Below are 22,633 nucleotides of genomic sequence, written 5' to 3' on the forward strand. Positions count from 1 at the left end.
GCAGCAGGTCTTGCGAGCTCACGACCCGCCTGATAATACACATATGAATTGTTAACACGAATGTTAATTCCCGATGACCGACCTTTCGGACGCTCGATTGGCGAAGGTACCGGTTAACTTCGGCGCCTTCTCGTTTGCTTTCGCCTCTCTCGAGGTGTTTGCCGTCGCCTTCGAGATGATAATCGTCGTGCTGTCCAGCATCGTTGGCGGCGCGGCCTATCACCTCTTTTACTACCACACGGTTTATAGCAACAGCTTCGAGGGTTTTCTAGGGATCGGGGTCCTCGCCGCCATCCTTCACATGTTCGTGGCGAAGTCGCAGGGCCTCTACAATGCGCAGGTGCTGGCCGGTCTCGACCGGCGCTGGAGCAGTCTGCTCGGCGGATGGTTGCTGGTCGTTCTGCTGATGACCTTGATCATCTTCCTTTTGAAGGTGGGTTCCGGCGTCTCGCGCGGATCGGTGATGTCATTTGGCGTGATCGGCGGCCTCGGGCTGGTCACCGGACGGATGCTGCTGCAGGCGCCGCTGCAACGCGCGATCGACCGCGGCATGCTGGCCACGCGCCGCGCGGTCGTGGTCGGGATGGCGGACGAATTGTCCCGGGTGCGGCAAGCGAGCCTGCTGAGCGATTTCGGCCTCAGCGAGGTGCGACGGGTCCAGCTCTCCGGATCGTCCGACGACGCCGGCGACCGGGCCGCCGTCGCGTCTGCCATTCGTGCAGCCCGCGAGTGCGGCGCCGACGAGATCATCCTGGCCATGCCCTGGCAGCAAGAGCCGCGCATCCAGTTCGTGTGCGATCAGCTGCGGGCATCGCCGCTGCCGGTGCGGCTGCTGCCGGACCGGACCGCGGAGCGATTCCTGGTGCTGCGGATGGTGGCGACCGGCCCGATCCCGACGCTGGAAATGCAGCGCTCGCCGCTTACCTCGCTCGAGCGCGCCGGCAAGCGGCTGTTTGACATCGTGGCATCCAGCGGCCTCCTGGTGCTGTTCGCGCCGCTGCTGATCGGAACGGCGATTGCGATCAAGCTCGACTCCAGGGGGCCGGTTCTGTTCCGACAGCGCCGCAACGGCTTCGACGGCGAGCAATTCACCATCCTCAAATTCCGCTCGATGCACGTGCTCGAGGATGGCGATGTCATCACGCAGGCCCGCCCGAACGATCCGCGACTGACCGGGATCGGCGCGACGCTGCGCCGCCGCAGCATCGACGAGCTGCCGCAGCTGGTGAACGTCTTGCGCGGCGACATGTCGCTGGTCGGGCCGCGGCCGCACGCGCTGGCGCATGACGACAAATATTCGAAGCTGATCGCGACCTATGCGCAGCGCCAGCACGTCAAGCCCGGCATCACCGGTCTCGCGCAGGTGCAGGGGCTGCGCGGCGCGACGCCGGCGATCGAGGACATGCAGCTGCGCGTGGCGCACGACCTCATCTATATCAAGAGCTGGAGCTTCGTGCTCGACCTGCGCATCCTGCTGCGCACGGTCGGCGCGGTGCTGCGTCACAAGGGTATCTGACGGCTGGGCATCCGGCTCCAGGCGGGCCTTTACTCCGGAATGCTCTGGTTGGCGTCCTTGAATTCCGCCTCGATGATGCGCCGGTTGGCGTCGCCAGCCACGCGATAGGCCTGCCCGATCGCTCCCTTCAACTCCGGCGCGCGGGTGAGGATCAGGCGGATCTGCCGCTGCAGCAGATCGACCAATTCGACATCGCGCGTGGTGTCGACCTGCGCCAGCAGGATCAGGCGCGGCGCGATCAGGTCGCTGCGGTTGAAGCCGGTGTAGTAGGACATCTTCAGCGCCTTCGACGCGGTCGGGTTCAGCCAATCGAACCGTCCCGTTGCCGAGGCGAGGCCGAACCAGGCGCCGGCGTCCATCGGCGAGAGGCGAAGCGAGCGCGTGAACGCGGCTTCGGCCGCCTCCGGCGACGTCTGCAATTCGCTCCAGCCGTCGCGCAGCCACAGCTCGCCTCGGACCATGCCGACCTCTGCGGCGATCGCCGGTTTGCCGCGCAATGCATCGGCGGCAAGCCACCAGGCCGACAAGGCCAGCGTCGCCGCGCCGATCGCGGCGGCGGCGGGCACGAAGGCAGGCGATAGGCGCCTCGCATTCCGGCCGATCGCGTCAGCCATCGTGTTAGCCATCATGTTAGCCATGGCGCGCGGCCCGGTTGCCGGTCATCAGCAGGGTTCGCCGTGCTCCCTCGAGCTTGACGCAGGTCAGGCGGCCGGTCGCATAGGCGCCGGTGTCGACATTGATGCGGTTGCGCAGCAGCTCGGCCTCATGCACCGGCGTATGGCCGTGGACCACGACCTTGCCGAAATCATCTTCCGACATCAGGAAGTCGTCGCGGATCCAGAGCAGATCCTCCTTGCGCTGCTGGTTGAGCGCGACGCCGGGCCTGACGCCGGCATGGACGAAGAAGTAGCGTTTGTGCACATAACAGAGCGGCAGCGAGCGCAGGAAGGCGAGATGAGCCGGCGGCATCTCGCGGATCAACTGCCGGGCGAGCGCCCTTCGTTCGGAGGCGTCGGGATTGGGCGAGGGCGTCAATCCGTAGGACATCAGCGTTTGCAAGCCGCCGAACTGCCGCCATTGCGCGAGCATGTCGGGATTGACGAGAAACTCCAGCAGGCAGGCCTCGTGATTGCCGAGCAGGCAGACCATGCTGCGGGTGCGGCGGCGTTGATCGAGCATGGCGATGACATCGCGCGAATCCGGTCCGCGATCGATATAGTCGCCGAGGAACACCTGGATCGGTCGCGCCGGCCGGAACCGACCGATGTCGGCATCGATGCGGGCGCAGATCTCGTGCAACAGGTCGGCGTGGCCGTGGATATCACCGACGGCGTAGATGCAGGTCTCGTCGCCCTCATGTTCGCGATCGCCGGTTTGGCCGACAAGACGCTGGAGGAAGCTGCGCATCTGGCGCCTAGCCCGCCTGCAACCGTGAACGGCTGATCCGCTGTGCCAGTCCTGTTCCGATCACGGCTCCCAACACGATCACTCCGGGCAGCGCCGGCAATTCCGGCAAGGTGAAGCTGGCAAGCAGCAGCGTCAGCAGGACGGCTGCGGCCGATGCAGGGTAGGACCAGTCGCGGCCGCGGTTGCGCGCGCCGGCCGTGAACGCTGCGATGCCGACGATGATAGCCGCGACTAAAGTCCAGAACATGGCGGAACCGAACTGGGCGATCAAGGCCGCCGCGCTGGTCGCAACCACCGGCCGCGTGGTGGCGCCCTGCCAGTCCATATACGTCGACGCCAGCATTGCCGTGGTGCCGGCGCCGCTGCCGAGCGCGGGCAGGTCGGCGAGCAGATTGTGGGTCGATTGCACGAACTCGGACGGTGCGTGAACAAAGGCGACCGCAAGCGGCACGTCGGGATGACGGTTGGCGATCGCCGTCGCCAGGGCGATCAGCGCGATCGCTGCCGCAGCAGCAGCGCTGCTCCAGCGGTGCAGATGAAGTTTCCGCGCGGCGAAGGTCATCAGGACAAGGGCGATGCCCGCGGCAAGTGCGATCGCGGCGCCGCGCCCTCCGTACCAGCAGGCGCTGGCGGCGCAGAACAGCGCGCCGGCGGCGAGTAGCCAGCGCAGCCGCGTCAATTGGGCTGCGGTGCGGCCGTCAGCGTGTCCGCCGACGTCGAGCGCGCGCGCAAGGCCGAGCGGAACGCCAACGAGAACCACGACCAGGAATCCGTTTGCCGTCTCATCGCGCGCATTGCCAAGCCAGACTTTGACCGGATCGCTTGATAGCAGCAGGATCAGGGCCGCGACGGCCGCCGTTGCTGCAATGGTGCGGGCCACCACATCGGCGCGGCGGGCGTCGATCGCGATCGCGGCGGCGGTGATCATGACTGACGTGAGTGACAGCCAGATCAGCAGCGCGCCGAGGCTTGCGCCGGTGTCGATCGTGATGCTGCCGCTGAGCTGTGCTCCCAGTGTTTCGCCGGCGAACTTCCACACCGGATGTGCCAAGGAAGCCAGTGGCAGCATCTGCAGGATGATCCAGAGCATCGGCAGAAGCGCCGCCGCAACAGCAGGACCGGCGACCGACTTCAGGAACGACAGCTCACCTGGACGGATCGCCACGAGGCTTGCGAGCAGCCCGAGCGACGTCGCCGCGCCGACGGGACCCGTTGCGAGCGATGCGTCGATGAGACCCAGCGGAATCGACGCCCCGATCAAGATGCAGATGAAAGCCGTGACGTTCCACACGAGAGGGGGAGGTCCTGCGGAGGATGAGACGCAAGACAGCGGGATGCCCCGGGCTTGCCGCGAGGTCAACGGAAATCGGCCACGCCAAAGGGCAGTGTTATGCCCTGCTATTGCGAACGGCGCAGGGCGAGACGTGGCGTCGAGCTGCGAGACCAGAACAGCGGCGCGAAGGTGCTTGCCAGATATCCGACTTGCAGCGCTACGATCGCGGTGATCATGAGCAGCGCGGTTTCCGACCACGACAGGCGCGCGACTCCGATGGCGGCCAGCAGCGCGAGCTCCGCGAGCGCCACCGGCGCCAGCACCAGACAGTGCTGGCGCAGCCCGAGAACGGTGCCGCCGATCAAATTGCCAAGGAAAACAAATAACATAACCAAACCCTGCGCCCGCATGGTAGCGGGCCGGGCCTAAGCCGGGGTTAACCCGCACGTCGCAAGCGGGCCGGCGCGGTGCCGATCGACGCGCGAATGGCCAGTGGGTTTGTTAATAGATTAACATTCAGAACGGACGCAGATCGCCGTAACTATAGGCAGCCCAATAATCGCGGCCGCCGTATGGTCCATACGCGCCGTAGAGCGGCGCGCAGGAGTAGCGATCGGGACAGCCGTGCCAGCAAACCCGTTTCCACTGGCAGACGTCGCCATGACAATATTGCAGCCGCTGACAGTTGCCGCCGACCCGTTGCACGGCGCGCGGGGCCGGGGAAACGCTTAGTTCTGCGGCAAAAACCGAGCTGCCAACAGAACCGCCCAGCAGCAAGGCGACCATTCCCAACGCGATCGCCGGTGGCTTCATGCGGGTCATCGAACCCTCAATCGGTTAACTCAAACCATCTCATTCACAGATAACGGGAACACCGGACGAAATCAAAGCCGGACTGACGGTGCGCCGGGCTTTGTCTCACGGCGGTGCGCCGGTGTCGCCGAATTGCCTCACCTCGCTAACATTATTTATCAATTGCATCGCAATATATCGTGGAACCTTGTGATTATGATAGTTGGCGTGTTACGGCACGGCCGGGGTATTTAAATGTCGCGTGCGGTTTTCATTCGGGTAATGTTATTGCTTGCGGCCGCCTGTTGGGTCAGCGGTTGCCACTACATGCCGACCAACGGTCCGACGAGCTCCGATGTCGTGGCCGGGCAGCGCGATCCTGAAAGCCTGCCCTATGCGATGGTCAAGATTACACCGCAGATCGAGAACGTGCTGGCGTCATTCGCGCCGCAACTCGCCGGCGGCATTCAGGGCCCGCCGCCGAAGGATATCCGCTTCGGCATCGGCGACGTCGTCAGCGTCACGATCTTCGAGGCCGCCGCCGGCGGTCTGTTCATTCCGGTCGAGGCCGGCGTGCGTCCCGGCAACTACATCACGCTGCCGAACCAGAACGTCGATACCGACGGCAACATCTCGGTGCCCTATGCTGGCGCGATCCGCGCCAAGAGCCGCACGCCGACCGAAGTGCAGCGCTCGATCGTCGATGCGCTGAAGAACCGCGCGATCGAGCCGCAGGCCGTGGTCGCCCTGATCGAGCAGCGCACCTCGCTGATCTCCGTGCTCGGCGAGGTCAATTCGCCGAACCGCTTCCCCGCCAACGCAGCGGGTGAGCACGTGCTCGACGCCATCACGCGCGCCGGCGGCCCGAAAGGGCAGGGCTTTGACACATGGGTCATGCTCGAGCGCGACGGCAAACGTACTACGGTGCCGTTCGGTCAGCTGGTCTACGAACCCAAGAGCAACATCTACGCCCATCCCGGCGACACCATTTATGTCTACCGCGAGCCGCAGACCTTCGTCGCCTTCGGCGCCTCGGGCGCGCAGGGCCAGTTCAATTTCGAGGCCTGGCGCATCTCGCTCGCCGAAGCGGTCGCCAAAGCGGGCGGCCTGAACGACTCCTCGGCCGATCCGGCCTCGGTGTTCGTCTATCGCGGCGAACTGCCGGAAGTGGCCGCCAAGCTTGGCGTCGACGTCAGCAAATATTCAGGGCCGATCATCCCGGTCGTCTACAACATCAATTTCCGCGATCCGGCCGGCTATTTTCTGGCCACGCGTTTCCAGTTGCGCAACAAGGACGTGCTCTATGCGTCGAACGCGGCATCCGTCGAGGACGCCAAGGTGATGCAGCAGATCCGCCTCGTGACCGCAACGGTGAACGATCCGATCGTGGCCGCCTACAACGCAACCTTACTTCGCAATTCGATCAAGCTTGCGCCCTGATACTGGGGCGTGAGCCGGCACGGCCGGCTTCATGACACGTTTGCGATTTGCTTCCGGCTTGGGCGAGGCGACGGCATTGCCGTGGCCGGTGCGCTGGTCGTCGTGGCTGTTCTGCGCCGTCGTCGCTTTGGCGCCGCTGCCGCTCGGCTCGGTCGGCACCGTTGCGCCCGCGATCTGGTCGATCCTGCTCGGGATTGCACTACTCGGGGTGTTGCCGATGCGCCTGCGCGGCAGTCAGCTCATGATCCTCGCCGTGACGGCGCTGTTGACAGCGCTTGCCATGCTGGTGCTGCACGAGCAGTCGGCGCTCCGCCCCTGGTCAGGTGTGGCGCCGAACGCGCTGTGGGCGGAGGCCGGCAAATTGCTGCCTGCCGAGTTGCCGCCGGCCGTGTCGATCGCGCGCGGTCAGCCGTTCTATTCGATCGGCGTCGGAATCGTTTGCCTGCTCAGCTTCGCCATCGGCGTCGTGCTCGGTGCCAACCGCGGACTGGCGCGCGGGTTGTTGCGGGCGGTGGCCGCGGCGGGCCTGGTCTATGCGATCTGCGGCATCATCACCTTCGCGATCGATCCCACCCGGATCTACCTGCTGCACGAGAAGCAGGCGCACCTGGCGTGGCTGACATCTCCGTTCGTCAATCGCAACACTGCCGGCATCTATTACGGTTGCTGTGCGCTGATCTGGCTGTTGTTCGGCTGCGAGCTGATCGAGCGGCATTGGCCGTCGCGCCGCGCCAGCCTGTCACGGCTGCTCGCGCGTGTCGATATGCCGGCGCGGCACCGGCTCGCCGGCCATGCGTTCGGCTGGTTCACCTGCCTGCTGGCGATGTTTCTGACCGGCTCGCGCGGCGGCGTCGGGATCTCGCTGCTCGCTGCGGTCGCAGCTGCCGCGATCTTCTTTCGCAACCGCGTGCCGCGCCGCTACGGCATGATCGTGGCACTCGGCGTCGGCAGCCTGGTCGCGCTGGCACTGCTGCAGCTTCTCGGCGGCGGTGTCGGCGCGCGCTTCAGCACGATGGGCCTGTCGGACGAGGGACGGTTCTCGACCTATCGCGCAACGTTGCGGATGATCTGGGATCATCCGTGGCTCGGCGATGGTTTCGGGACCTTCGAATGGGTCTATCCGGCTTATCGCACCGACGACATCTCGCTGCGCGGGACCTGGAACCGGGCGCATAACAGCTGGCTCGAACTGGCGTCCGACGGCGGAATGTTAATGGCCGGCGCCGCCATGATCGCACTGCTCGCAGCGTTTGGCGTGCTCGCGCATGGCGTGCGGACCCGTCGCCGCGACGTGATCGTGCCGCTCGCGGCGCTCTGCGCATCGGCCGCCGGCGCGCTCCATTCGATGATCGATTTCTCGCTCCAGATCACCGGCTATGCCGTTGTAATCGCGGCCCTGCTCGGGGCAGGCCTGTCGCAATCCTTCCGCTCGGGCGGGGGCGGCGCCGGTGGCGGCTCCAATCGTGACGCCGGTGTTACGGTCGGGCGGGCGGTTAACGTTGATTTGGCGCTCCGAAGCGGGGGCGCTGCCGGCGAGGCTATTTAATTGGCGCGATAACTCTGACTATGCTAACGAACTGTTAGTATTCGTTAGGGAGATAGCTGTGTTCACATTTGAGCGATCTGGCGGCTTTTCCGCCCCGCGCTTGGCGACGTTGGTGGTGATGTTGGTGCTCGCGACACCCGGTGGTGCGGCGCTGGCGGAGACACCTGGCGGGTTGATCCAGCTGTCCCAGGCGGTCACCAATTTCAAGGCCAGCCCGGAGCAGCTGCTGACCCAATATCCGAACGCGGGCGTGGAGTTGACCTCGCGGGCGCGCGATTTCGCCCTCAACGATCCGACATCGCTCGATCCGCTGATTGCGCTGCTCGCCAAGGCAAGCAAGGACCAGAAGACGGCGATCGCCGCCGGTCTCGCCCAGGCCGCGCGCATCGTGGTGCGCAGCAACCAGCCCTACGCGACGCGCATCCAGCAGGCGATTGCCGACACCAAGGATCTCGACACCGTGATGGCGTTTGCCGCTGCGTCGGGTGACAGCGGCACCGCCGCAACCGGCGCCGGCGGCGCGGGTAGCGCCGGTGCATCCGGCGGCCAGACCAGCGCGCTGGGCGCCAGCGGCGCCGGAGCTGGCACGCTTGAGGCCATCGACGGCAACAGCGTGAACACTGGCATCTTCAGCTTCACCTCGTCGGTCAGCAGTTCGGGCAGCACGACGACCGGTACGGCCACGGGCACCGGCACCACCCTCATTTCAACAGTAACTCCCTGAGCGGGCTTCCGATCGCCAATGGAGAACTCTCTGCAGCAACGCGCTTCGGTGTCGGCGGCGGGACGCTTCGCAGGATCATTGGAGGGCGCGAGGGCAGGCATCGGCCTGCCGGCGCGGCGATAGGACGAGATGCTTCAGCGCAACCAGATTTCGCCGTCCGTCGACTTAAGAAATCGTCCGGCTGAACTGCCGTCGCTGGCGGAAACCTTCGACGCCTTCGTCACCTATCTGCTCCGGCAATACTGGGTCATCCTCGGGACCGCCGCGCTCTGCCTGTTCGGCGGCATCTGCTATCTGATGACGGCGGCGCCGAGCTATACGGCGCTCGCCACGATGATCATCGACACGCGCAAATTCCAGGCCTTCCAGCAGCAATCGCCGGTGAGCGAGGCCCCGGTCGATTCCGCCGCGGTCGAGAGCCAGGTCGAAATCCTGAAGTCGGAGAATGTGGCGCTCGCGGTGATCCGCGACCTCAAGCTCAACGAGGATCCGGAATTCGTCGGCTCGAGGGCCGGCGCGGCGGGCGCTGTGCTGGATTTCGTGTCCGGCCTGCTCGCCGGCGGCGCGCCGCCCACCGAGTTCGACCGGACCCGGCGCGCGGTTCGCGCCTTCCAGAAGCAGCTCGACGTCCGCCGCCGCGGCATGACCTATGTGATCGAGGTCAGCTTCCGTTCGCTCGATCCGGAGCGCGCGGCGCAGATCGCCAATGCCGTTGCCGACGCCTACATCGTCGACCAGCTCGATTCCAAGTATCAGGCGACGCGACGCGCCAGCGTCTGGCTGCAGGACCGCATCCAGGAGCTGCGCACGCAGGCATCCAACGCCGAGCGCGCGGTGCTCGACTACAAGAAGACCAACAACATCGTCACCTCCAGCGGCAAGCTGCTCAACGAGCAGCAGCTCGGCGAGCTCAACACCCAGCTGCTCCACGTGAAGTCGCAGGTCACCGACGCCAAGGCCAAGCTCGACCGCATCGAGGCGGTGGTGAAGGGGGGCGTCCCCGATGCGACGGTGGCCGATACCCTGAACAACCAGGTCATCACCAAGCTGCGCTCGCAATATCTCGAGCTGGCCAACCGCGAGGCCGACTGGTCGTCGCGCTATGGCTACAATCACTTGGCCGCCGTCAACCTGCGCAACCAGATGCGCGAGATCCAGTCGTCGATCGTGGACGAGCTGAAGCGGCTCGCCGAAAGCTACAAGAGCGACTATGCGATCGCCCTGCAGCGCCAGAACGAGATCGAGCGCGCGGTCAACGACTCGGTGTCGCAGTCGCAGTCCACCAACCAGGCGCAGGTCACGCTGCGCGAGCTCGAGAGCTCGGCGCAGACCTATCGCTCGCTCTACGACAACTTCCTGCAGCGCTACATGGAAAATGTGCAGCAGCAGTCGTTCCCCGTCAGCGAGGCGCGGGTGATCACCCGTGCCTCGCGTCCGCTCAGCAAGAGCCATCCGCAGACCTTGGTTGTGCTCGCGCTCTCGGCGCTCGGCGGCCTGATCGCCGGGCTCGGGCTCGGCGTGTTGCGCGACCTCTATGACCGGGTGTTCCGCACCGCTGAAATGGTCGAGACGATCCTCGAGGCCGACTGCATCGCCATCGTTCCGCGCGTCTCGCCGGGCCAGATCAAGGCGCCGGTCGCCGGTCGTCCCAATCTGCCGATCGGTCCGCGCACGATCCGGCGCGGCGACGAGCCGGTGCTGTGGGCGGCGATCGATTCGCCGTTCTCGCGGTTCTCGGAAGCGATCCGCTCGATCAAGGTCAATGCCGACCTCAACGTCACCAAGCCGTCAAAGATCCTCGGCCTGACCTCCGCGCTTCCCAACGAGGGCAAGTCGACGCTGGCCTTCGTGTTTGCGCAACTGGTTGCCCAGAGCGGGGCCCGCGTGCTCCTGATCGATTGCGATCTGCGCAATCCCTCGCTCAGCCGCAAGGTCGCCGCGACTGCTGAGCGCGGCATCCTCGACGTGCTGTCCAACAATGCGACATTGCAGGACACGCTATGGCGCGATCCCGAGACCGGCCTCGCCTTCCTGCCCGGCGCCACGCGATCGCGCATCGCGCATTCGCACGACGTGCTGGCCTCCGACCAGATGAGGGATTTCATCGACGGGGCCCGCAGCCACTATGACTACGTGATCGTCGATTTCCCGCCGCTCACGCCGGTGGTCGATGTCCGCATCACCGCACACTTCGTCGATTCCTTCGTCTTCATCGTGGAATGGGGCAAGACCCAGGTGCAGGTGGTCGAGCGCGCGCTGCGCAGCGCGCGAGCGGTCAACGAGAACCTGCTCGGCGTCGTGCTCAACAAGGCCGATATTGCCGCGATGAGCCGCTATAGCGGCTATGGCGGCAAGAACTACTATTACAACTCGCACTATGGGCGATATGGCTACACCGACTGAGACGCACGGTGGGATGCCCGGGCGCGCAGCCGCCTGGCTTGCGCGCGGCCTGCTGGCCGCGCTCGCGTGCTCGTCCGTCGCCTGGGGCACGACCACCTTGCCGGACTTTGTCGACCAGACCCGGCTCGACGGCGCAAAGGACCTGATCCTTCGCAACGTACCGGTCAGCGACGCCGAGCTCGATGACCTCGGTCCGTTGCTGTCGCGCGCCGTGGCGGAAAAGGATTGCATGCCGGCCATCGATCGCAGCGCGGCGGTGATCCGGCTGCGGCGCGCCGAGAACGCGCTCGCATCCGGCGAGCAGGTCGATGCCCGGATGGGCGAACTCGACGACGCTGTCCGCAAATCGCTCGGCTGCGCGCCGGCCGATCCTTATCTCTGGCTCGTGCTGTTCTGGCTTCGTAATACAAGGCAGGGTTTGAGCGACGCCAATTTCGACCTGCTGCGGGTGTCGTACCGGCTCGGACCGAACGAGGGCTGGATCGTGGTCAAGCGCAGCGCGATGGCGCTCGCAATGTTCGACGCGCTGCCGCCTGACCTTTCGTCCGACGTGATTGCCGAGTTCGCGCGTCTCGTGAAGACCGAACTGTACACCGAGGCAATCGATCTCCTGAAGGGACCGGGCTGGGCGCACCGTGGCAAGCTGCTGGCCGGCCTCGCGGCTGTCCCGCAACGGAACGTCGACATCCTGACCCGCACCATGGCCGACATTGGATACGATCTCGACCGCCGCTCGCCGGCGGAACGGCGCAATTGGGAGCACAAATCGAACGACCGCTTCGACGAGCTTGCCCCAATGCCGCCGGAGGCGAGGGCTAGGCCATGACGATAGAATTTTGCGTCGGACAGCACAACGCGCATTATGAGGGCATCTATTCGGCACAGGAGCGCGACTGGCGCCGCGTCTGCGCGGTCGACAAGGCCGATCATATCGCCGGTTTGCTCGGTGCAGCCGCCGCGAGGGTCGGCAATGTGCTCGAGGTCGGCTGCGGCACCGGCGCCGTGCTGGCGCGGCTGTCGGCGATCGGCGTCGGCCGCGACTTCACCGGCATCGACGTGATCGATCCCGCGACCAATCTGGAGATCGACGGCGCAGCTTCAGCTCCATTCCGCTGGTCCAGCTATGACGGTGCGACGATCCCGTTCGCCGACGGATCGTTCGACCTTGTCTATGCCAGCCACGTCCTGGAGCACGTGCCAGAACCGCGCGCATTGCTTTACGAGCTCGCCCGCGTCTCGCGGGACTTCATCTATGTCGAGGTGCCCTGCGAATTGCACGCGCGGACCAGTCGCCGGGCGCTGCAATCGACGCTCGACATCGGCCATATCAATTTCTACACGCCCGATACGTTTCGGCTGCTGCTGGAGACCGTGGGGCTCAAGGTCAAGGACTTCGGCACCTGGGACCACAGCCTGCCGGTGCATGCTTTTCATTCGTCGCGGATGAAGGGGCTCGCGAAGAGCATCGTGCGGAAGTCGCTGTTGTCGGTCAGCCCAGGGTTCGCGACCCGGCTTGCGACTTATCATTGCGGGGCGATCTGCCGGCACGACGCGGCGCCGCCACGGGACCGCTGAGCCATGGCGCCGCGCGTGGTCGTCTTCAACAACATGATCACACCATACACCAACCGGCTCTACAACGAGCTGGTTGACCGTGGGCTGGATCTCGCGGTGCTATCCTGCACCGCGCAGGAGGCCGATCGGTTCTGGGCCGGCTCGTTCACGCCGCGCTATACCACGCGCACGGTGCCCGGCGTCTCGATTCCGCTGTCGCGGTCGCGTCACACCCACGTCAATATCGGGGTCGGGCGCGCCTTGAATGCGCTCGCGCCCGACCTGCTGTTCGTCAACGGTCTTTATCCCTCGATGCTGGCCGGCGCGGCATGGGCGCGCGCCAACGGCAAGGCGCTCGCGCTGACGATCGACGGCTGGCGCGAGACGATGCCCAACACCGCCTATCATCGGCTGGCGCGGCCCTGGCTGCTGCGCCAGTGCGACGCAGTCGTATGCTGCAGCGACAAGGGCAGGGCGTATTTCCGCGGCGAGGGCGTTCGTGCCGACGATCTGTTCGTGGTGCCGTTGGTGCCGGCATGGGATCCGCCGGCGGTTGTGCCGGCATTCCACGACCGTCCATTTCATCTGCTCTGGTGCGCCCGGCTCAATGACGACGCCAAGAACGCGATCTTCTTCGAGAACGTCGCGATCGCGCTTGGCCGGATCGTGCCCGGGCTGAAGGTGCGCGTGGTCGGGTCGGGCGCCGCTGAGCGGCGCATGCTGGCGCGGCTCGGCGGTGCCGGCATCGATGTCAGCCACGACCGCTATCTGCCGTGGCAGGCGATATCGGACGTCTTTCTGCAGTCGAGGCTGCTGCTGCTGCCTTCATTGCTGGAACCGTGGGGCCTGGTGTGCAACGAGGCCCTGCAGTGCGGGGTTCCCTGCCTGGTGTCGCCTCATGTCGGGGCAGGCGGCGAGTTGGTGCGTAACCAGGACAACGGCTATGTTTGCGCGCTCGATGAACAGGTTTGGGTCGACGCGGCGCGCGGCTTGCTCGAACATCCTGCGCGCTGGGAGGCGATGTCGCGGCAGGCCCGGCAGAGCGTGCGACGCGATGCGCTTGCCGACGCCGCGGCGCGTTTCACCGCCGCAGTCGATCATCTCTTGAGGGCGCCGGCCCGGCAGGAGGCCGTGCAATGATCGGCAGATGGTGGCTGCGAACCGATGTCTTTCTGCACGCCTATCTGGTGATGGTGCTCGGCTGCATCTATTTCCTGTTCAATTTCATCGAGGGCATCTCGTTCGCGGAAAGGGCCGGGGAATCCACGCTGTTCCGCGGCGCATGGCTGCTGCTCTACATACTCTTGATGCTGCACATTGCGATCGATCGGAATCGCTTCGGCCTGCTGATGCTGCAGTCGCATCTCTATCTGACGTTCATCGCCTTCGCCCTGGTATCACTGGCGCTGAGCGCGGACCCCGCCGGCTCGTCGATCAAGTTCGCGATGTATCTGTTGACCACGATGTTCTCGGCGTGGGTCGTGATCAGCTGCCCGGTCGATCGTCTCGTCGATACGCTGTTCCGGATCGGGATCGTGGTGCTGATCGTTCACGTCCTACTGTTTCCGGTGATCGGCTCGCAATGGGATTACGACCCGCTGCACCGGCCGACGGTGCTCGGAACCCAGGCCTATGCCGGCGTGTTCGGCCACAAGAACCTCGCGGGCGCTTTCTTCGGCCTCATGGTGCTGATCTGCTTCGTGCGCATGCTGGCAGGACCGCGGCGGCAATTCGGCTGGACGCTGCTGCTGATGGGATGTCATTTTTTCGCGCTCGCCGCAGCGGGCGCCGCAGGACCGCTGATCAGCATGTTGACGGCGCTTGCCGTGACCTTCGGCCTTCTGCTGGTGGTGCTCGGGCACAGAGGGGCTGCCTCGATCTATTGGCTCGGCCTCGCTTTTGTTGCGCTTGTCGTGTTCGCCGTGCCGAGCGACGAGTTGTATGGGCTGGTCGGCCGCAGCGGAAACCTGACCGGCCGCTCGTTCCTCTGGTCGGTCTGGCCGCACTTCTTCTGGCAGCACCCCTGGCTCGGCTACGGGTTTTCGGGATTCTTCAACGAACTGCCGAACTCGCCCGTGAACGAGCTGACGAGCATGGCGCCGTGGAACACCGAGTTCGGCTCGTTCGAGAATTCCTATCTCGACGCCTTTCTCCAGTTCGGCCTGCTCGGCGGTGCGCTCTATATGCTGCTGCTGGCGCTCGCATTGTGGAACAGCATCGTCTTCGCGTTCGAGCGGAGAGGGATGTATTGCATGGCGCCGTTCGCGATGCTGCTGTTCGTCGTGATCGCGTCGGCCAATGACTCCAGCCAGCTGCTGCACAATTATTTCGGCTGCGTGCTGGTGTTCTGGTGCTATTTCGGCCCGGAGGCCAGGCTGCAAATGGCGCCGCGGCGGACGTTCAACAGACTACGGGTGAGTGAGGCGTGAGTGCGTTGACCGACAGGCTGGACCGGGCGGCGGCTCAGACCCGGGTCGCCGGTGCCATGAGCGGATTGCTTCGCCGGCTGCGGCGTGCCGGGGGCAATGTGGCGCTTGGCCTGATCGATCAGGCGTTGCTGAGCGGGTCTGCCTTCGTGCTGACGATCGTGCTCGCCAACGTGCTCGACATCAATTCATTCGGCAGGTTCAGCGTCGCCTGGTCATTCTCGATCCTGATCGAGGCGGTGTTTCTGCGCGGCCTGTTCGACGACGGGCTGCCGGCGATCGCGCATCGGATCCCGAAGTCGCTATGGCCGCAGCTGCGGCTCGGCCTCTATCTGTCGTCGCTGCTCGTCTCGGGTGCGCTCGGCCTGCTGCTGGTGGGTGCGGGGCTTGTGATCGCAGTCGTCGGCGGGGACGCCGGTGGGCTCGTGATCGCAACCGGGCTTGCGATCCCGGCGGTTCGCCTGCAGAGCATGTTTCGCCGGATTTGCTATCTCGACGGCAGATTGCCGCGCGCGCTGGCGTCCTCGCTGACCTATTGCGTGGCGCTGGTCGTCTCGGCCGGGCTGATGATCGCGCTCAAGCCCTCCGGCGCCCCCGCGGCGATGGCGTGCATCGCGATCTCGGCCGCGCTCGCCGGCAGCCTGCTGCTCGCCCACACCCGCGAACTGGCCTGGCCGCAAGCCAGAATCTTTCGCGGCTCGCTGCGGCGGCTGTTTCGGAACGGGCGCTGGTTCGTCGCGACCTCGTTCACCTACTGGATCGGCAGCATCGGGCTGATCCCGGTGTGCGGCTTCCTGATCGGGCTGGACGCGAGCGCGTCGCTGCGGATCCTGCTCTTGGTGTTCGCACCGCTCAGTCAGTTCTGCGCGACGATGTTCTCGGTTCGCCTGCCGGAAATCGCGGCCGAACTGCGCGCCGGCCGGCGCAGCGCGGTCGCCGCTGCCGCGCGCGAAAATGCCCTGCTGCTCGGGTCGATCGCGGCCGCCTACGGCACGGTGATCGTGCTGCTCGGCCAGCGCATTCTGGCGCTTGTCATCCACGGACAGAGTTACGAGATCGGCACCGGCAGCCTCGCCTTGATGGGCGCGGCGATGGCGCTCGACGCGGTGTGGCTCGGCCTCGCGCTGCCGCTGTTTGCGACCGGCAAGCCGCAGCGATTCATGCTGAGCCGGATCGCCGGCCTCGTCGCGCTGTGCTGCGTCCTGCCGTTCGCGGCGGAGGCCTGGCAGGTGATGGGCGCGGTTGCGGCGATGGTGGCCTCCAGCGCGGCGTCGGTGATCACGGTTGTGCTGACCAATTCGGCGCGGGAGCGGACATGACCGGCGACGCGCGCGGCGGCTCGCTTGAAAAGCTGCATATCGGCGCCTTCAATTGCGGCATCGACGGCTGGATCAATACCGACATCACGATGCACCTGTGGATCGCGCGGATGCCGTTCGCGGCGAAAGCGCTGCATCTCGCGGGCGTGCTGAGCGATGCCCGCTATGCCGAGCACCGCCAGGGCAGGTTCGCCGGGCTGCGCCACATGAACCTGACGAGGCCGCTGCCGTTCGCGGATCGCAGCCTCTCGGCGGTATTCAGCGCACATGTCTTCGAGCACCTGTTTCCCGACGAGGTCGAGCGGCTGGTGCGCGAGATCGCGCGGGTGCTGGCACCGGGTGGGGTGTGCCGGATCGTCGTCCCCGACATGGAGCGGATCGTCGCGCTCTACGATCCGGCGGCGCCGCAGGCTTTCCTCAAGGGCGTGTTCGAGATCGATCGCCGCAAGGAGGCCGCCTTCGCGCATCACTGGGGCTTTACCCGCGCCTCGCTCGCCGCGCTGTTCCGCGACGCCGGCTGTTCGGAAACCCACACCCGTGCCTATCGCGAGGGCGTCTGTCCCGACATCGACCGGCTCGACAACCGGCCGGACGAGTCGATCTTCTTCGAGGCCATCAGGTGAGCGCGACAGGAAAATCGACGGACCGTTGCGTGAGCGATCGCGCATGCCGTGCTAGATCGAACCGACCGGTAGCAGGAGACTGACCTTGCTGGGTGCGATTCAAGCCCGATTTTCCAATGCAGCGCGCCAGCGGCGCGGCGAATTCCTCGTTCGCACCGTGAACCTGCCGCTCGATGCGAAAATCCTCGATCTTGGCGGCGGCACCGGCCGGCACATTCGCGCGATCCTGCCCCGCCATACCGACATCACGGTTTGCGACATATCGGCCGATGATTTGAAGGCCGCGCGCGAGCGCTTCGGCTTCAAGACGGTGCTGCTGCGGGAGACCGAGCGCCTGCCGTTCGACGATCGGGCATTCGACTTCTGCTTCTGCTCGTCGGTGATCGAACATGTCACCGGGCCGAAGCAGGATGTCGTCACGATCGAGGACGGAGCGGCGTTTCAGAGCATCGCGCGCGAGCATCAGAACCGTTTTGCGGGCGAGATCTCGCGGGTCGCGAAGTCCTTCTACGTGCAGACGCCGTACCGGTATTTTCCGATCGAAAGCCATACCTGGCTGCCGGGCATCATCGTCCTGTTGCCGAGGCGGCTGCAGATCGCGCTGATCAGTATATTCAATCGCTTCTGGTTCAAGCGCACCGCGCCCGATTGGCATCTGTTCGACTGGCGCGAGATGACGGAAACCTTTCCCGACGCGAAGATCTATCGCGAACGCTACCTCGGCATGACCAAATCGCTGATGGCGATCAAGGCCTGAGGCGGCTATCCGCCTGCCATGTCAATCGTCACGCCGGGCCAGGATGTTGATCAGCGTGCCCACTGCGGGCTGCCGATCCAGCGCCGGCGGGAGTGGGGAGCCGGCAAAGCTGCTCCCCAGCATCATGAGGCCATGTTGTCGCAGCAGATCCTGCATGGCCGCCGGCGAGGTGTCGAATTTGGAGAACGCGAGATAGCGAAACAGCGGCCGCGCCGACACGCGTGAAGAGGCCGCATGCGCGAGCTTGTAGCTCCGGCGCAGCAGCGATCCGCGGTTGGGGATGGAGAGCAGAAAAAGCCCGCGAGGCCTGAGCACGCGATGAATCTCGGCGAGGCACTGCGCCACGTCGGGAACATATTCCAGCACGCTCGCGCACAGCGCGCCGTCGAAGGATTGATCGGGAAACGGCAGGCTTGCGATGGTCGGGATCTGCTGAAATGTAAGCCGCGCGGCGAGCGTGCCGCCGGCGCGGCGGCCGTGTGCCGCCGCAATCATCTCCGATGATGCGTCGACGCCGGTGACGTCGCAACCGCGTGCGGCGAGCAGGCGGGACAGCGTTCCGGTGCCGCAGCCGGCATCCAGCCAGCGCTGCCCATTGAGGTCCGCGTTCCCGAGCAGGCCGAACATCGCGGCGGTGCGCGCCTTGAAGGTGCGGCTCTGATGCAGCGTCTCCCATCCCGACGAAATCTCGTCGTGAAAGCGGATTTCGGGTCGCTCGCGGGTCTGGCCCATGGTGGCCATGATAGTCCCTACCAGTGGAAGCCGCTCACTTTGGCGCGCACCTGTTCGGGCAATCCGATCTCCGACAGTTCGAGCACAACCTGGTCGGGACGCGTCGCCGTTAGCGCCGCAACGAAGCGCGGATCGGCCGTCGTCAGCACGATAATGTCGGCCCACTCGATGGTCGCCGTCACGTCGTCGTTCAACAGGCCGACCAGCTCCGGATTGCGCATCAGGAATTCCCGGTTGGCGCCGATCAGTTGCGACAGCTGCACATTGGGGTCGTAGATCCGGATGTCGCGCCGCTCGCCGCGCAGGCTCTTCACCAGCCTCACGAACGGACTGTCGCGGACATCGTCGGTGCCGGCCTTGAAGCTGATGCCGAGGAACGCGATGCGGCGGCCCTCATGCGACAGGATCCAGTCGGCGCCGCGCGACATGATCATGTCATTGCTCGGCAGGATGCTTTCGAGCACCGGCGTCGACAGTCCGCGGCTGTGTGCAAGGTGCTTCAGCGCCTTGACGTCCTTGGGCAGGCAGGACCCGCCGAAGGCAAAACCCGGCCGCAGATAGGCCGGCGAGATGTTGAGCCGCGTGTCCTGCATGAAGATGTTCATGACGTCGCGGCCATCGATGCCAAGCGTCTTCGCGATCGTGCCGATCTCGTTGGCAAAGCTGACCTTGAGCGCATGCCAGCTGTTGTCGACATATTTCACCAGTTCCGCGGTCTCTACCGGCGGCGTGATCTTGGCGCCGGGCAGATCCTTGTAGAGCGCCATGACGCGGTCGGCGGTTTCCTGGTTGAAGGCGCCGACCACGGTCTTGGACGGCGCGTTGAAATCCGCAATCGCGCTGCCCTCGCGCAGGAACTCCGGATTGAAGGCGAGGTCGAAGTCGCGTCCGATCCTGTTGCCGGAGGCTTCCTCGATCAGCGGCCCGACGGTGCCGCGGGTGGTGCCGGGCAGCACGGTGGAGCGGATCGTCACGGTATGTGGCGCGTTCTTGGCGCGCAGTCCGCGGCCGATCTCGATCGCGACCTGTCGGATCGCGGTCAGGTCGAGATTGCCGTTGCCGGACGAGGGCGTGCCGACGCAGACCATCGATATGTCGCTGTTGACGATCGCTTCGGTGGCGTCGGTGGTCGCGGTCAGCTGACCGGTTGCCACCGCGCGCGCCACCTTGTCCGAGATGCCCGGCTCGACGACCGGCGATCTGCCTCCGCGGATCAGGTCGACCTTCGCAACGCTCTTGTCGACGCCGATGATCTGGTGGCCGAGCTCGGTGAAGCAGGCGGCGCACACCGTTCCGACATAGCCGAGGCCGAAAATGCTGACGTTCATGCTTCGACCTTCAACAATCCAGGACGTGCGCGTGGCCGCAGCCGCGTCGCGTTTGACGTGAGTGAGGCGGCTGCGTGTTCAAGACGATGCCCGTCCGGAGGCTGCGTTCGCGCTGGAAGGTTGCGAGGTTGGCCGCTCGGCGGTTGCATGCGCGCGCGGTGCGGGGATCTTCCTGGCGAACAACGCCTCATAAGCCGCGAGCAGCTTCGGCTCCTCATGTGTCCACGACAGCGCGCGCTCGACGCGATTGCGGCCGAACGCCCCCATCGTCTGCCGCAACGACGGATCGTCGATCAACGTAATGATCTTGCTGGCGAAATCCCTCGGATCGTTCTTCGCGGCATAGAGCGAGGCGTCGAGCGCCGAGCGGCGGCCCTCGCGAACGTCGAATTGAACGATCGGCCGTCCGAGCGCCATGTACTCCATGATCTTGTTCATGGTGGAGATGTCGTTCATCGGCGTGACGCGGTCCGGATTGACGCAGACGTCAGCGGTCGAGAGCATCGTGAACAGCGCCTCATCCGCGATGGCACCGGTGAAGTTCACGTAGTCGGAGAGCTGCATCTCCTCGCAGAGCTTGACCACCGCATTCCACTCCGGTCCGGTGCCCGCGATGTTGAACTGGATGTCGGTGCGGCCGAGATCGTGCACGATGTGGCCGATCGACTGCAGCAGCAGATCGATGCCTTCCGACTGGCCGATCACGCCGACATAGCCGACGCTGTGGCGTCGGCCACGGCGCCAGGCCGGATCGGCCGGCCGCGAGCGCACCCGGTCGAGATTGGGGCCGGATCGCACCACGAAAACGCGATTGGCGGGCATGCCGCCGCGCGCGATCGCGATCTCGCGATAGGATTCGTTGGTCGCGATCGAGATGCTCGCCGTCTTGAAGGTGAGATATTCGACCAGCCGCAGCAGATGCCAGAAGAAATCCTTGCGGCCGAATTTTGCTTCGTAGAGCTCGGGATTGACGTCGTGATGATCGAACACGAAGCGCTTGCCGCCGAGCTTGAACAACAGGCCGATCAGGAAGATCAGGTCGGGCGGATTGCAGCCCTGAATCGCGTCGAAGCCGTGCTTCCACGCCACCTTGATCGCAAGCAGCGTTTCCCAGAACAGTGCGACCGGATATTCGATCAGGTAGGCGGCGATCCCGCGCGCCTCCACCGGCATCGGATGACGGTAGATGTGAACGCCCTCGAGGCATTCGTAGGATTCGTCATGGCCGCGGCCCTTCGGGCAGATCACCGAAACTTCATAGCCCGCCTTGCGCAGCGACGTTGCTTCGCACCACACCCTGCGATCGAAAGGAACCGGAAGGTTCTCGACGATGATCAGGATCCGCCGCGGTGATGGTTCAGCTCTCGACATCTGCGATGATCTATACCATTGACCTAACAACATCACAATCCGACTAACATCGGCATTAACATGCGCGGCTTCCACTATGCAATCCCGGCACCGATGTGACGGCGACGAGACAGGGACATGGCAGGCAGAGTGAGGGATTGGGGCCAAAGGGCAGTGATTGCGCTGGTTTTGAGCGCGCTGCTGCCGCTGGCCTACAAATGGCCGCTGCAGTGGAATGGTTCGACGTCAAGCGATGCGCTGAGTGCGAGCCGCGTGAATGCGGTGATCCCGCCGACGCTGTTCGGCATGACGATCAACGCGATCGGGCAGTCGCAGCCAAAGTCGCAGCCCTGGCCCGAGCTCAAATTCGACGGCGTTCGGCTGTGGGGCGCGATCTACTGGGCGCAAATCAATCCGGCGCCCGGCATCTACAATTGGGCGCGTTTCGACGCCATCCTTGCCGCGGCGGAGCGCGAGCACGTCGAGATCGTTCTCAATCTCGCCTACACGCCGCGATGGGCCGCAGCGGTGAAGGATGCGCCGCCGGCGTTCACGCCGGGCGCAAGCTCACCGCCCGCCGATCTCGCGTCATGGGATGACTGGGTGCGTGCGGCCGTCACGCGTGCCGCCGGCCGCATCAAATACTGGGAAATCTGGAACGAGCCCGAGGATTCCAAATATTACTCGGGTGATATCGCGACCATGGTCCAGCTGCAGAAGCGGGCCTACGAGATCATCAAGACCAGCGATCCCACGCTGACCGTGCTGACGCCGCCGTCCAACGGCACGCCGGACGGGTATCGCTGGCAAGAGGCCTTCATAGCGCAAGGTGGCGGACAATATGCCGATGTGTTCGCCTTCCACGGCTACACGAGCGAGCCCGAAGCGGTGATTGGAATCATTGCGCGCTTCAAGAAAATCCTCGCCGCGCACGACCTGTCCGCGAGGCCGATCTGGGACACTGAGGCCGGCTGGTCGTCCTATGAGGACAATCCGGACGGGTGTCTGGCGCGCGCCTACATCCTGAAATGGATCAGCGGTGTCGACCGGTTCTATTGGTACGAGTTTGCCGGAGGCGGCAGCGACTTTGGAAAATTATGGGACCCGGCGCGCGGGCTGCTTCCGAGCGGAATTGCCTACCGCACGATCCAGTCCTGGTTGGTCGGTGCAAGCGTCGTGGCTGCGGGCAGGACGTCGCCGTCGATCTGGCGCGTCGAGCTTCGCATGCCGGATGGCCGCAACGGTCTGATCCTCTGGACCACCAAGGGCCGGTCCGTTGATCGGGTCGACCCGCATTTTAGCCGTTACCAGGGCCTGGACGGCGGCGAAGGACCTGTCGCCAACGGCGAGGTCGAGATCTCGCCAAAACCGGTTCTGTTGCTGGAATGATAACAATGTTAAGTCCCGGCAAACGAGATAATTATGACGATGTTCTTGGCTTCA

Annotated in this window: 21 protein-coding genes; 13 read left to right on the forward strand and 8 right to left on the reverse strand. The window is 65.0% G+C overall.

The window, feature by feature from the left end; translation table 11 throughout:
- The first annotated feature begins 97 nt into the window (after nt 1-97).
- A complete protein-coding gene (locus tag QJT82_RS00385) occupies nt 98-1,516 on the forward strand; it encodes an undecaprenyl-phosphate glucose phosphotransferase (RefSeq protein WP_245288968.1) in 1,419 nt (472 codons plus the stop codon).
- A gap of 29 nt (nt 1,517-1,545) precedes the next feature.
- Here the strand turns inward: QJT82_RS00385 and QJT82_RS00390 are convergent, their stop codons facing one another.
- The 5 genes from QJT82_RS00390 to QJT82_RS00410 all read right to left on the reverse strand — a co-directional run bounded on the left by QJT82_RS00390 (nt 1,546) and on the right by QJT82_RS00410 (nt 5,018).
- Nucleotides 1,546-2,130 carry a hypothetical protein gene (locus QJT82_RS00390; RefSeq protein ID WP_028345318.1) on the reverse strand — a complete coding sequence of 195 codons (585 nt, stop codon included), beginning with the start codon at nt 2,128-2,130 and terminating at the stop codon, nt 1,546-1,548.
- A 16-nt stretch (nt 2,131-2,146) separates the two neighbouring features.
- Nucleotides 2,147-2,923, reverse strand: a complete 777-nt coding sequence (locus tag QJT82_RS00395; RefSeq protein ID WP_028345317.1) for a metallophosphoesterase family protein — start codon at nt 2,921-2,923, stop codon at nt 2,147-2,149.
- 7 nt (nt 2,924-2,930) lie between these two features.
- Nucleotides 2,931-4,214, reverse strand: coding sequence for a hypothetical protein (locus tag QJT82_RS00400; RefSeq protein WP_028345316.1), 1,284 nt, complete (start codon nt 4,212-4,214; stop codon nt 2,931-2,933).
- Nucleotides 4,215-4,321: 107 nt separating this feature from the next.
- Nucleotides 4,322-4,606, reverse strand: a complete 285-nt coding sequence (locus QJT82_RS00405) for a hypothetical protein (protein ID WP_155258887.1) — start codon at nt 4,604-4,606, stop codon at nt 4,322-4,324.
- Nucleotides 4,607-4,712: 106 nt separating this feature from the next.
- The gene (locus QJT82_RS00410) at nt 4,713-5,018 is read right to left on the reverse strand and encodes a hypothetical protein (protein WP_155258886.1); all 306 of its coding nucleotides are present in this window, start codon (nt 5,016-5,018) and stop codon (nt 4,713-4,715) included.
- Nucleotides 5,019-5,315: 297 nt separating this feature from the next.
- Here QJT82_RS00410 and QJT82_RS00415 point away from each other — a divergent pair, with 297 nt between their 5' ends.
- The 11 genes from QJT82_RS00415 to QJT82_RS00465 all read left to right on the forward strand — a co-directional run bounded on the left by QJT82_RS00415 (nt 5,316) and on the right by QJT82_RS00465 (nt 17,780).
- The gene (locus QJT82_RS00415) at nt 5,316-6,428 is read left to right on the forward strand and encodes a polysaccharide biosynthesis/export family protein (RefSeq protein ID WP_018270685.1); all 1,113 of its coding nucleotides are present in this window, start codon (nt 5,316-5,318) and stop codon (nt 6,426-6,428) included.
- A gap of 31 nt (nt 6,429-6,459) precedes the next feature.
- The gene (locus tag QJT82_RS00420; protein ID WP_259244313.1) at nt 6,460-7,974 is read left to right on the forward strand and encodes an O-antigen ligase family protein; all 1,515 of its coding nucleotides are present in this window, start codon (nt 6,460-6,462) and stop codon (nt 7,972-7,974) included.
- A 58-nt stretch (nt 7,975-8,032) separates the two neighbouring features.
- The gene (locus QJT82_RS00425) at nt 8,033-8,698 is read left to right on the forward strand and encodes a hypothetical protein (protein WP_245288966.1); all 666 of its coding nucleotides are present in this window, start codon (nt 8,033-8,035) and stop codon (nt 8,696-8,698) included.
- A 129-nt stretch (nt 8,699-8,827) separates the two neighbouring features.
- Nucleotides 8,828-11,101, forward strand: a complete 2,274-nt coding sequence (locus tag QJT82_RS00430; protein WP_028345311.1) for a polysaccharide biosynthesis tyrosine autokinase — start codon at nt 8,828-8,830, stop codon at nt 11,099-11,101.
- Between the two features lie 13 nt (nt 11,102-11,114).
- Nucleotides 11,115-11,927 carry a hypothetical protein gene (locus QJT82_RS00435; RefSeq protein WP_028345310.1) on the forward strand — a complete coding sequence of 271 codons (813 nt, stop codon included), beginning with the start codon at nt 11,115-11,117 and terminating at the stop codon, nt 11,925-11,927.
- The gene (locus QJT82_RS00440) at nt 11,924-12,676 is read left to right on the forward strand and encodes a class I SAM-dependent methyltransferase (RefSeq protein WP_028345309.1); all 753 of its coding nucleotides are present in this window, start codon (nt 11,924-11,926) and stop codon (nt 12,674-12,676) included. Before QJT82_RS00435 ends, QJT82_RS00440 begins: the two co-directional genes overlap by 4 nt.
- A 3-nt stretch (nt 12,677-12,679) precedes the next feature.
- The gene (locus tag QJT82_RS00445; RefSeq protein WP_028345308.1) at nt 12,680-13,795 is read left to right on the forward strand and encodes a glycosyltransferase family 4 protein; all 1,116 of its coding nucleotides are present in this window, start codon (nt 12,680-12,682) and stop codon (nt 13,793-13,795) included.
- Nucleotides 13,792-15,084, forward strand: a complete 1,293-nt coding sequence (locus QJT82_RS00450) for an O-antigen ligase family protein (RefSeq protein ID WP_028345307.1) — start codon at nt 13,792-13,794, stop codon at nt 15,082-15,084. Before QJT82_RS00445 ends, QJT82_RS00450 begins: the two co-directional genes overlap by 4 nt.
- Nucleotides 15,081-16,400 (forward strand): polysaccharide transporter, encoded by a 1,320-nt coding sequence (locus QJT82_RS00455; protein ID WP_028345306.1) that lies wholly within the window; start codon nt 15,081-15,083, stop codon nt 16,398-16,400. The genes QJT82_RS00450 and QJT82_RS00455 overlap by 4 nt, the downstream gene beginning before the upstream one ends.
- Nucleotides 16,397-17,023: a methyltransferase domain-containing protein gene (locus QJT82_RS00460; RefSeq protein WP_028345305.1), complete on the forward strand. Its 627-nt coding sequence runs from the start codon at nt 16,397-16,399 to the stop codon at nt 17,021-17,023. Before QJT82_RS00455 ends, QJT82_RS00460 begins: the two co-directional genes overlap by 4 nt.
- 85 nt (nt 17,024-17,108) lie before the next feature.
- The gene (locus tag QJT82_RS00465) at nt 17,109-17,780 is read left to right on the forward strand and encodes a class I SAM-dependent methyltransferase (RefSeq protein ID WP_028345304.1); all 672 of its coding nucleotides are present in this window, start codon (nt 17,109-17,111) and stop codon (nt 17,778-17,780) included.
- A gap of 21 nt (nt 17,781-17,801) precedes the next feature.
- On the opposite strand, the gene QJT82_RS00470 is transcribed toward QJT82_RS00465, so the two are convergent.
- The 3 genes from QJT82_RS00470 to QJT82_RS00480 all read right to left on the reverse strand — a co-directional run bounded on the left by QJT82_RS00470 (nt 17,802) and on the right by QJT82_RS00480 (nt 21,211).
- Nucleotides 17,802-18,521 carry a class I SAM-dependent methyltransferase gene (locus QJT82_RS00470; protein WP_028345303.1) on the reverse strand — a complete coding sequence of 240 codons (720 nt, stop codon included), beginning with the start codon at nt 18,519-18,521 and terminating at the stop codon, nt 17,802-17,804.
- Between the two features lie 8 nt (nt 18,522-18,529).
- Nucleotides 18,530-19,840, reverse strand: a complete 1,311-nt coding sequence (locus QJT82_RS00475; RefSeq protein ID WP_018270697.1) for a nucleotide sugar dehydrogenase — start codon at nt 19,838-19,840, stop codon at nt 18,530-18,532.
- A 78-nt stretch (nt 19,841-19,918) separates the two neighbouring features.
- On the reverse strand, nt 19,919-21,211 hold the full coding sequence (locus QJT82_RS00480; RefSeq protein WP_028345302.1) for a glycosyltransferase family 4 protein: 1,293 nt from the start codon (nt 21,209-21,211) through the stop codon (nt 19,919-19,921).
- 117 nt (nt 21,212-21,328) lie between these two features.
- Between QJT82_RS00480 and QJT82_RS00485 the strand changes: the two genes are divergently transcribed.
- Nucleotides 21,329-22,579: a glycosyl hydrolase gene (locus QJT82_RS00485; RefSeq protein ID WP_245288965.1), complete on the forward strand. Its 1,251-nt coding sequence runs from the start codon at nt 21,329-21,331 to the stop codon at nt 22,577-22,579.
- Nucleotides 22,580-22,633: the final 54 nt, after the last annotated feature.

It is taken from the genome of Bradyrhizobium sp. Mp19 (genome assembly GCF_029952935.1).
Lineage (GTDB): Bacteria > Pseudomonadota > Alphaproteobacteria > Rhizobiales > Xanthobacteraceae > Bradyrhizobium > Bradyrhizobium elkanii.

Excerpts from the sequence above, each read along its gene's own strand:
- QJT82_RS00390 (WP_028345318.1), bottom strand. The coding sequence starts at position 2,130 with ATGGCTGACGCGATCGGCCGGAATGCGAGGCGCCTATCGCCTGCCTTC.
- QJT82_RS00395 (WP_028345317.1), bottom strand. The coding sequence starts at position 2,923 with ATGCGCAGCTTCCTCCAGCGTCTTGTCGGCCAAACCGGCGATCGCGAA.
- QJT82_RS00405 (WP_155258887.1), bottom strand. The coding sequence starts at position 4,606 with ATGCGGGCGCAGGGTTTGGTTATGTTATTTGTTTTCCTTGGCAATTTG.
- QJT82_RS00410 (WP_155258886.1), bottom strand. The coding sequence starts at position 5,018 with ATGACCCGCATGAAGCCACCGGCGATCGCGTTGGGAATGGTCGCCTTG.
- QJT82_RS00415 (WP_018270685.1), top strand. The coding sequence starts at position 5,316 with ATGCCGACCAACGGTCCGACGAGCTCCGATGTCGTGGCCGGGCAGCGC.
- QJT82_RS00420 (WP_259244313.1), top strand. The coding sequence starts at position 6,460 with ATGACACGTTTGCGATTTGCTTCCGGCTTGGGCGAGGCGACGGCATTG.
- QJT82_RS00430 (WP_028345311.1), top strand. The coding sequence starts at position 8,828 with ATGCTTCAGCGCAACCAGATTTCGCCGTCCGTCGACTTAAGAAATCGT.
- QJT82_RS00435 (WP_028345310.1), top strand. The coding sequence starts at position 11,115 with ATGCCCGGGCGCGCAGCCGCCTGGCTTGCGCGCGGCCTGCTGGCCGCG.
- QJT82_RS00440 (WP_028345309.1), top strand. The coding sequence starts at position 11,924 with ATGACGATAGAATTTTGCGTCGGACAGCACAACGCGCATTATGAGGGC.
- QJT82_RS00445 (WP_028345308.1), top strand. The coding sequence starts at position 12,680 with ATGGCGCCGCGCGTGGTCGTCTTCAACAACATGATCACACCATACACC.
- QJT82_RS00450 (WP_028345307.1), top strand. The coding sequence starts at position 13,792 with ATGATCGGCAGATGGTGGCTGCGAACCGATGTCTTTCTGCACGCCTAT.
- QJT82_RS00460 (WP_028345305.1), top strand. The coding sequence starts at position 16,397 with ATGACCGGCGACGCGCGCGGCGGCTCGCTTGAAAAGCTGCATATCGGC.
- QJT82_RS00470 (WP_028345303.1), bottom strand. The coding sequence starts at position 18,521 with ATGGCCACCATGGGCCAGACCCGCGAGCGACCCGAAATCCGCTTTCAC.
- QJT82_RS00475 (WP_018270697.1), bottom strand. The coding sequence starts at position 19,840 with ATGAACGTCAGCATTTTCGGCCTCGGCTATGTCGGAACGGTGTGCGCC.
- QJT82_RS00480 (WP_028345302.1), bottom strand. The coding sequence starts at position 21,211 with ATGTCGAGAGCTGAACCATCACCGCGGCGGATCCTGATCATCGTCGAG.
- QJT82_RS00485 (WP_245288965.1), top strand. The coding sequence starts at position 21,329 with ATGGCAGGCAGAGTGAGGGATTGGGGCCAAAGGGCAGTGATTGCGCTG.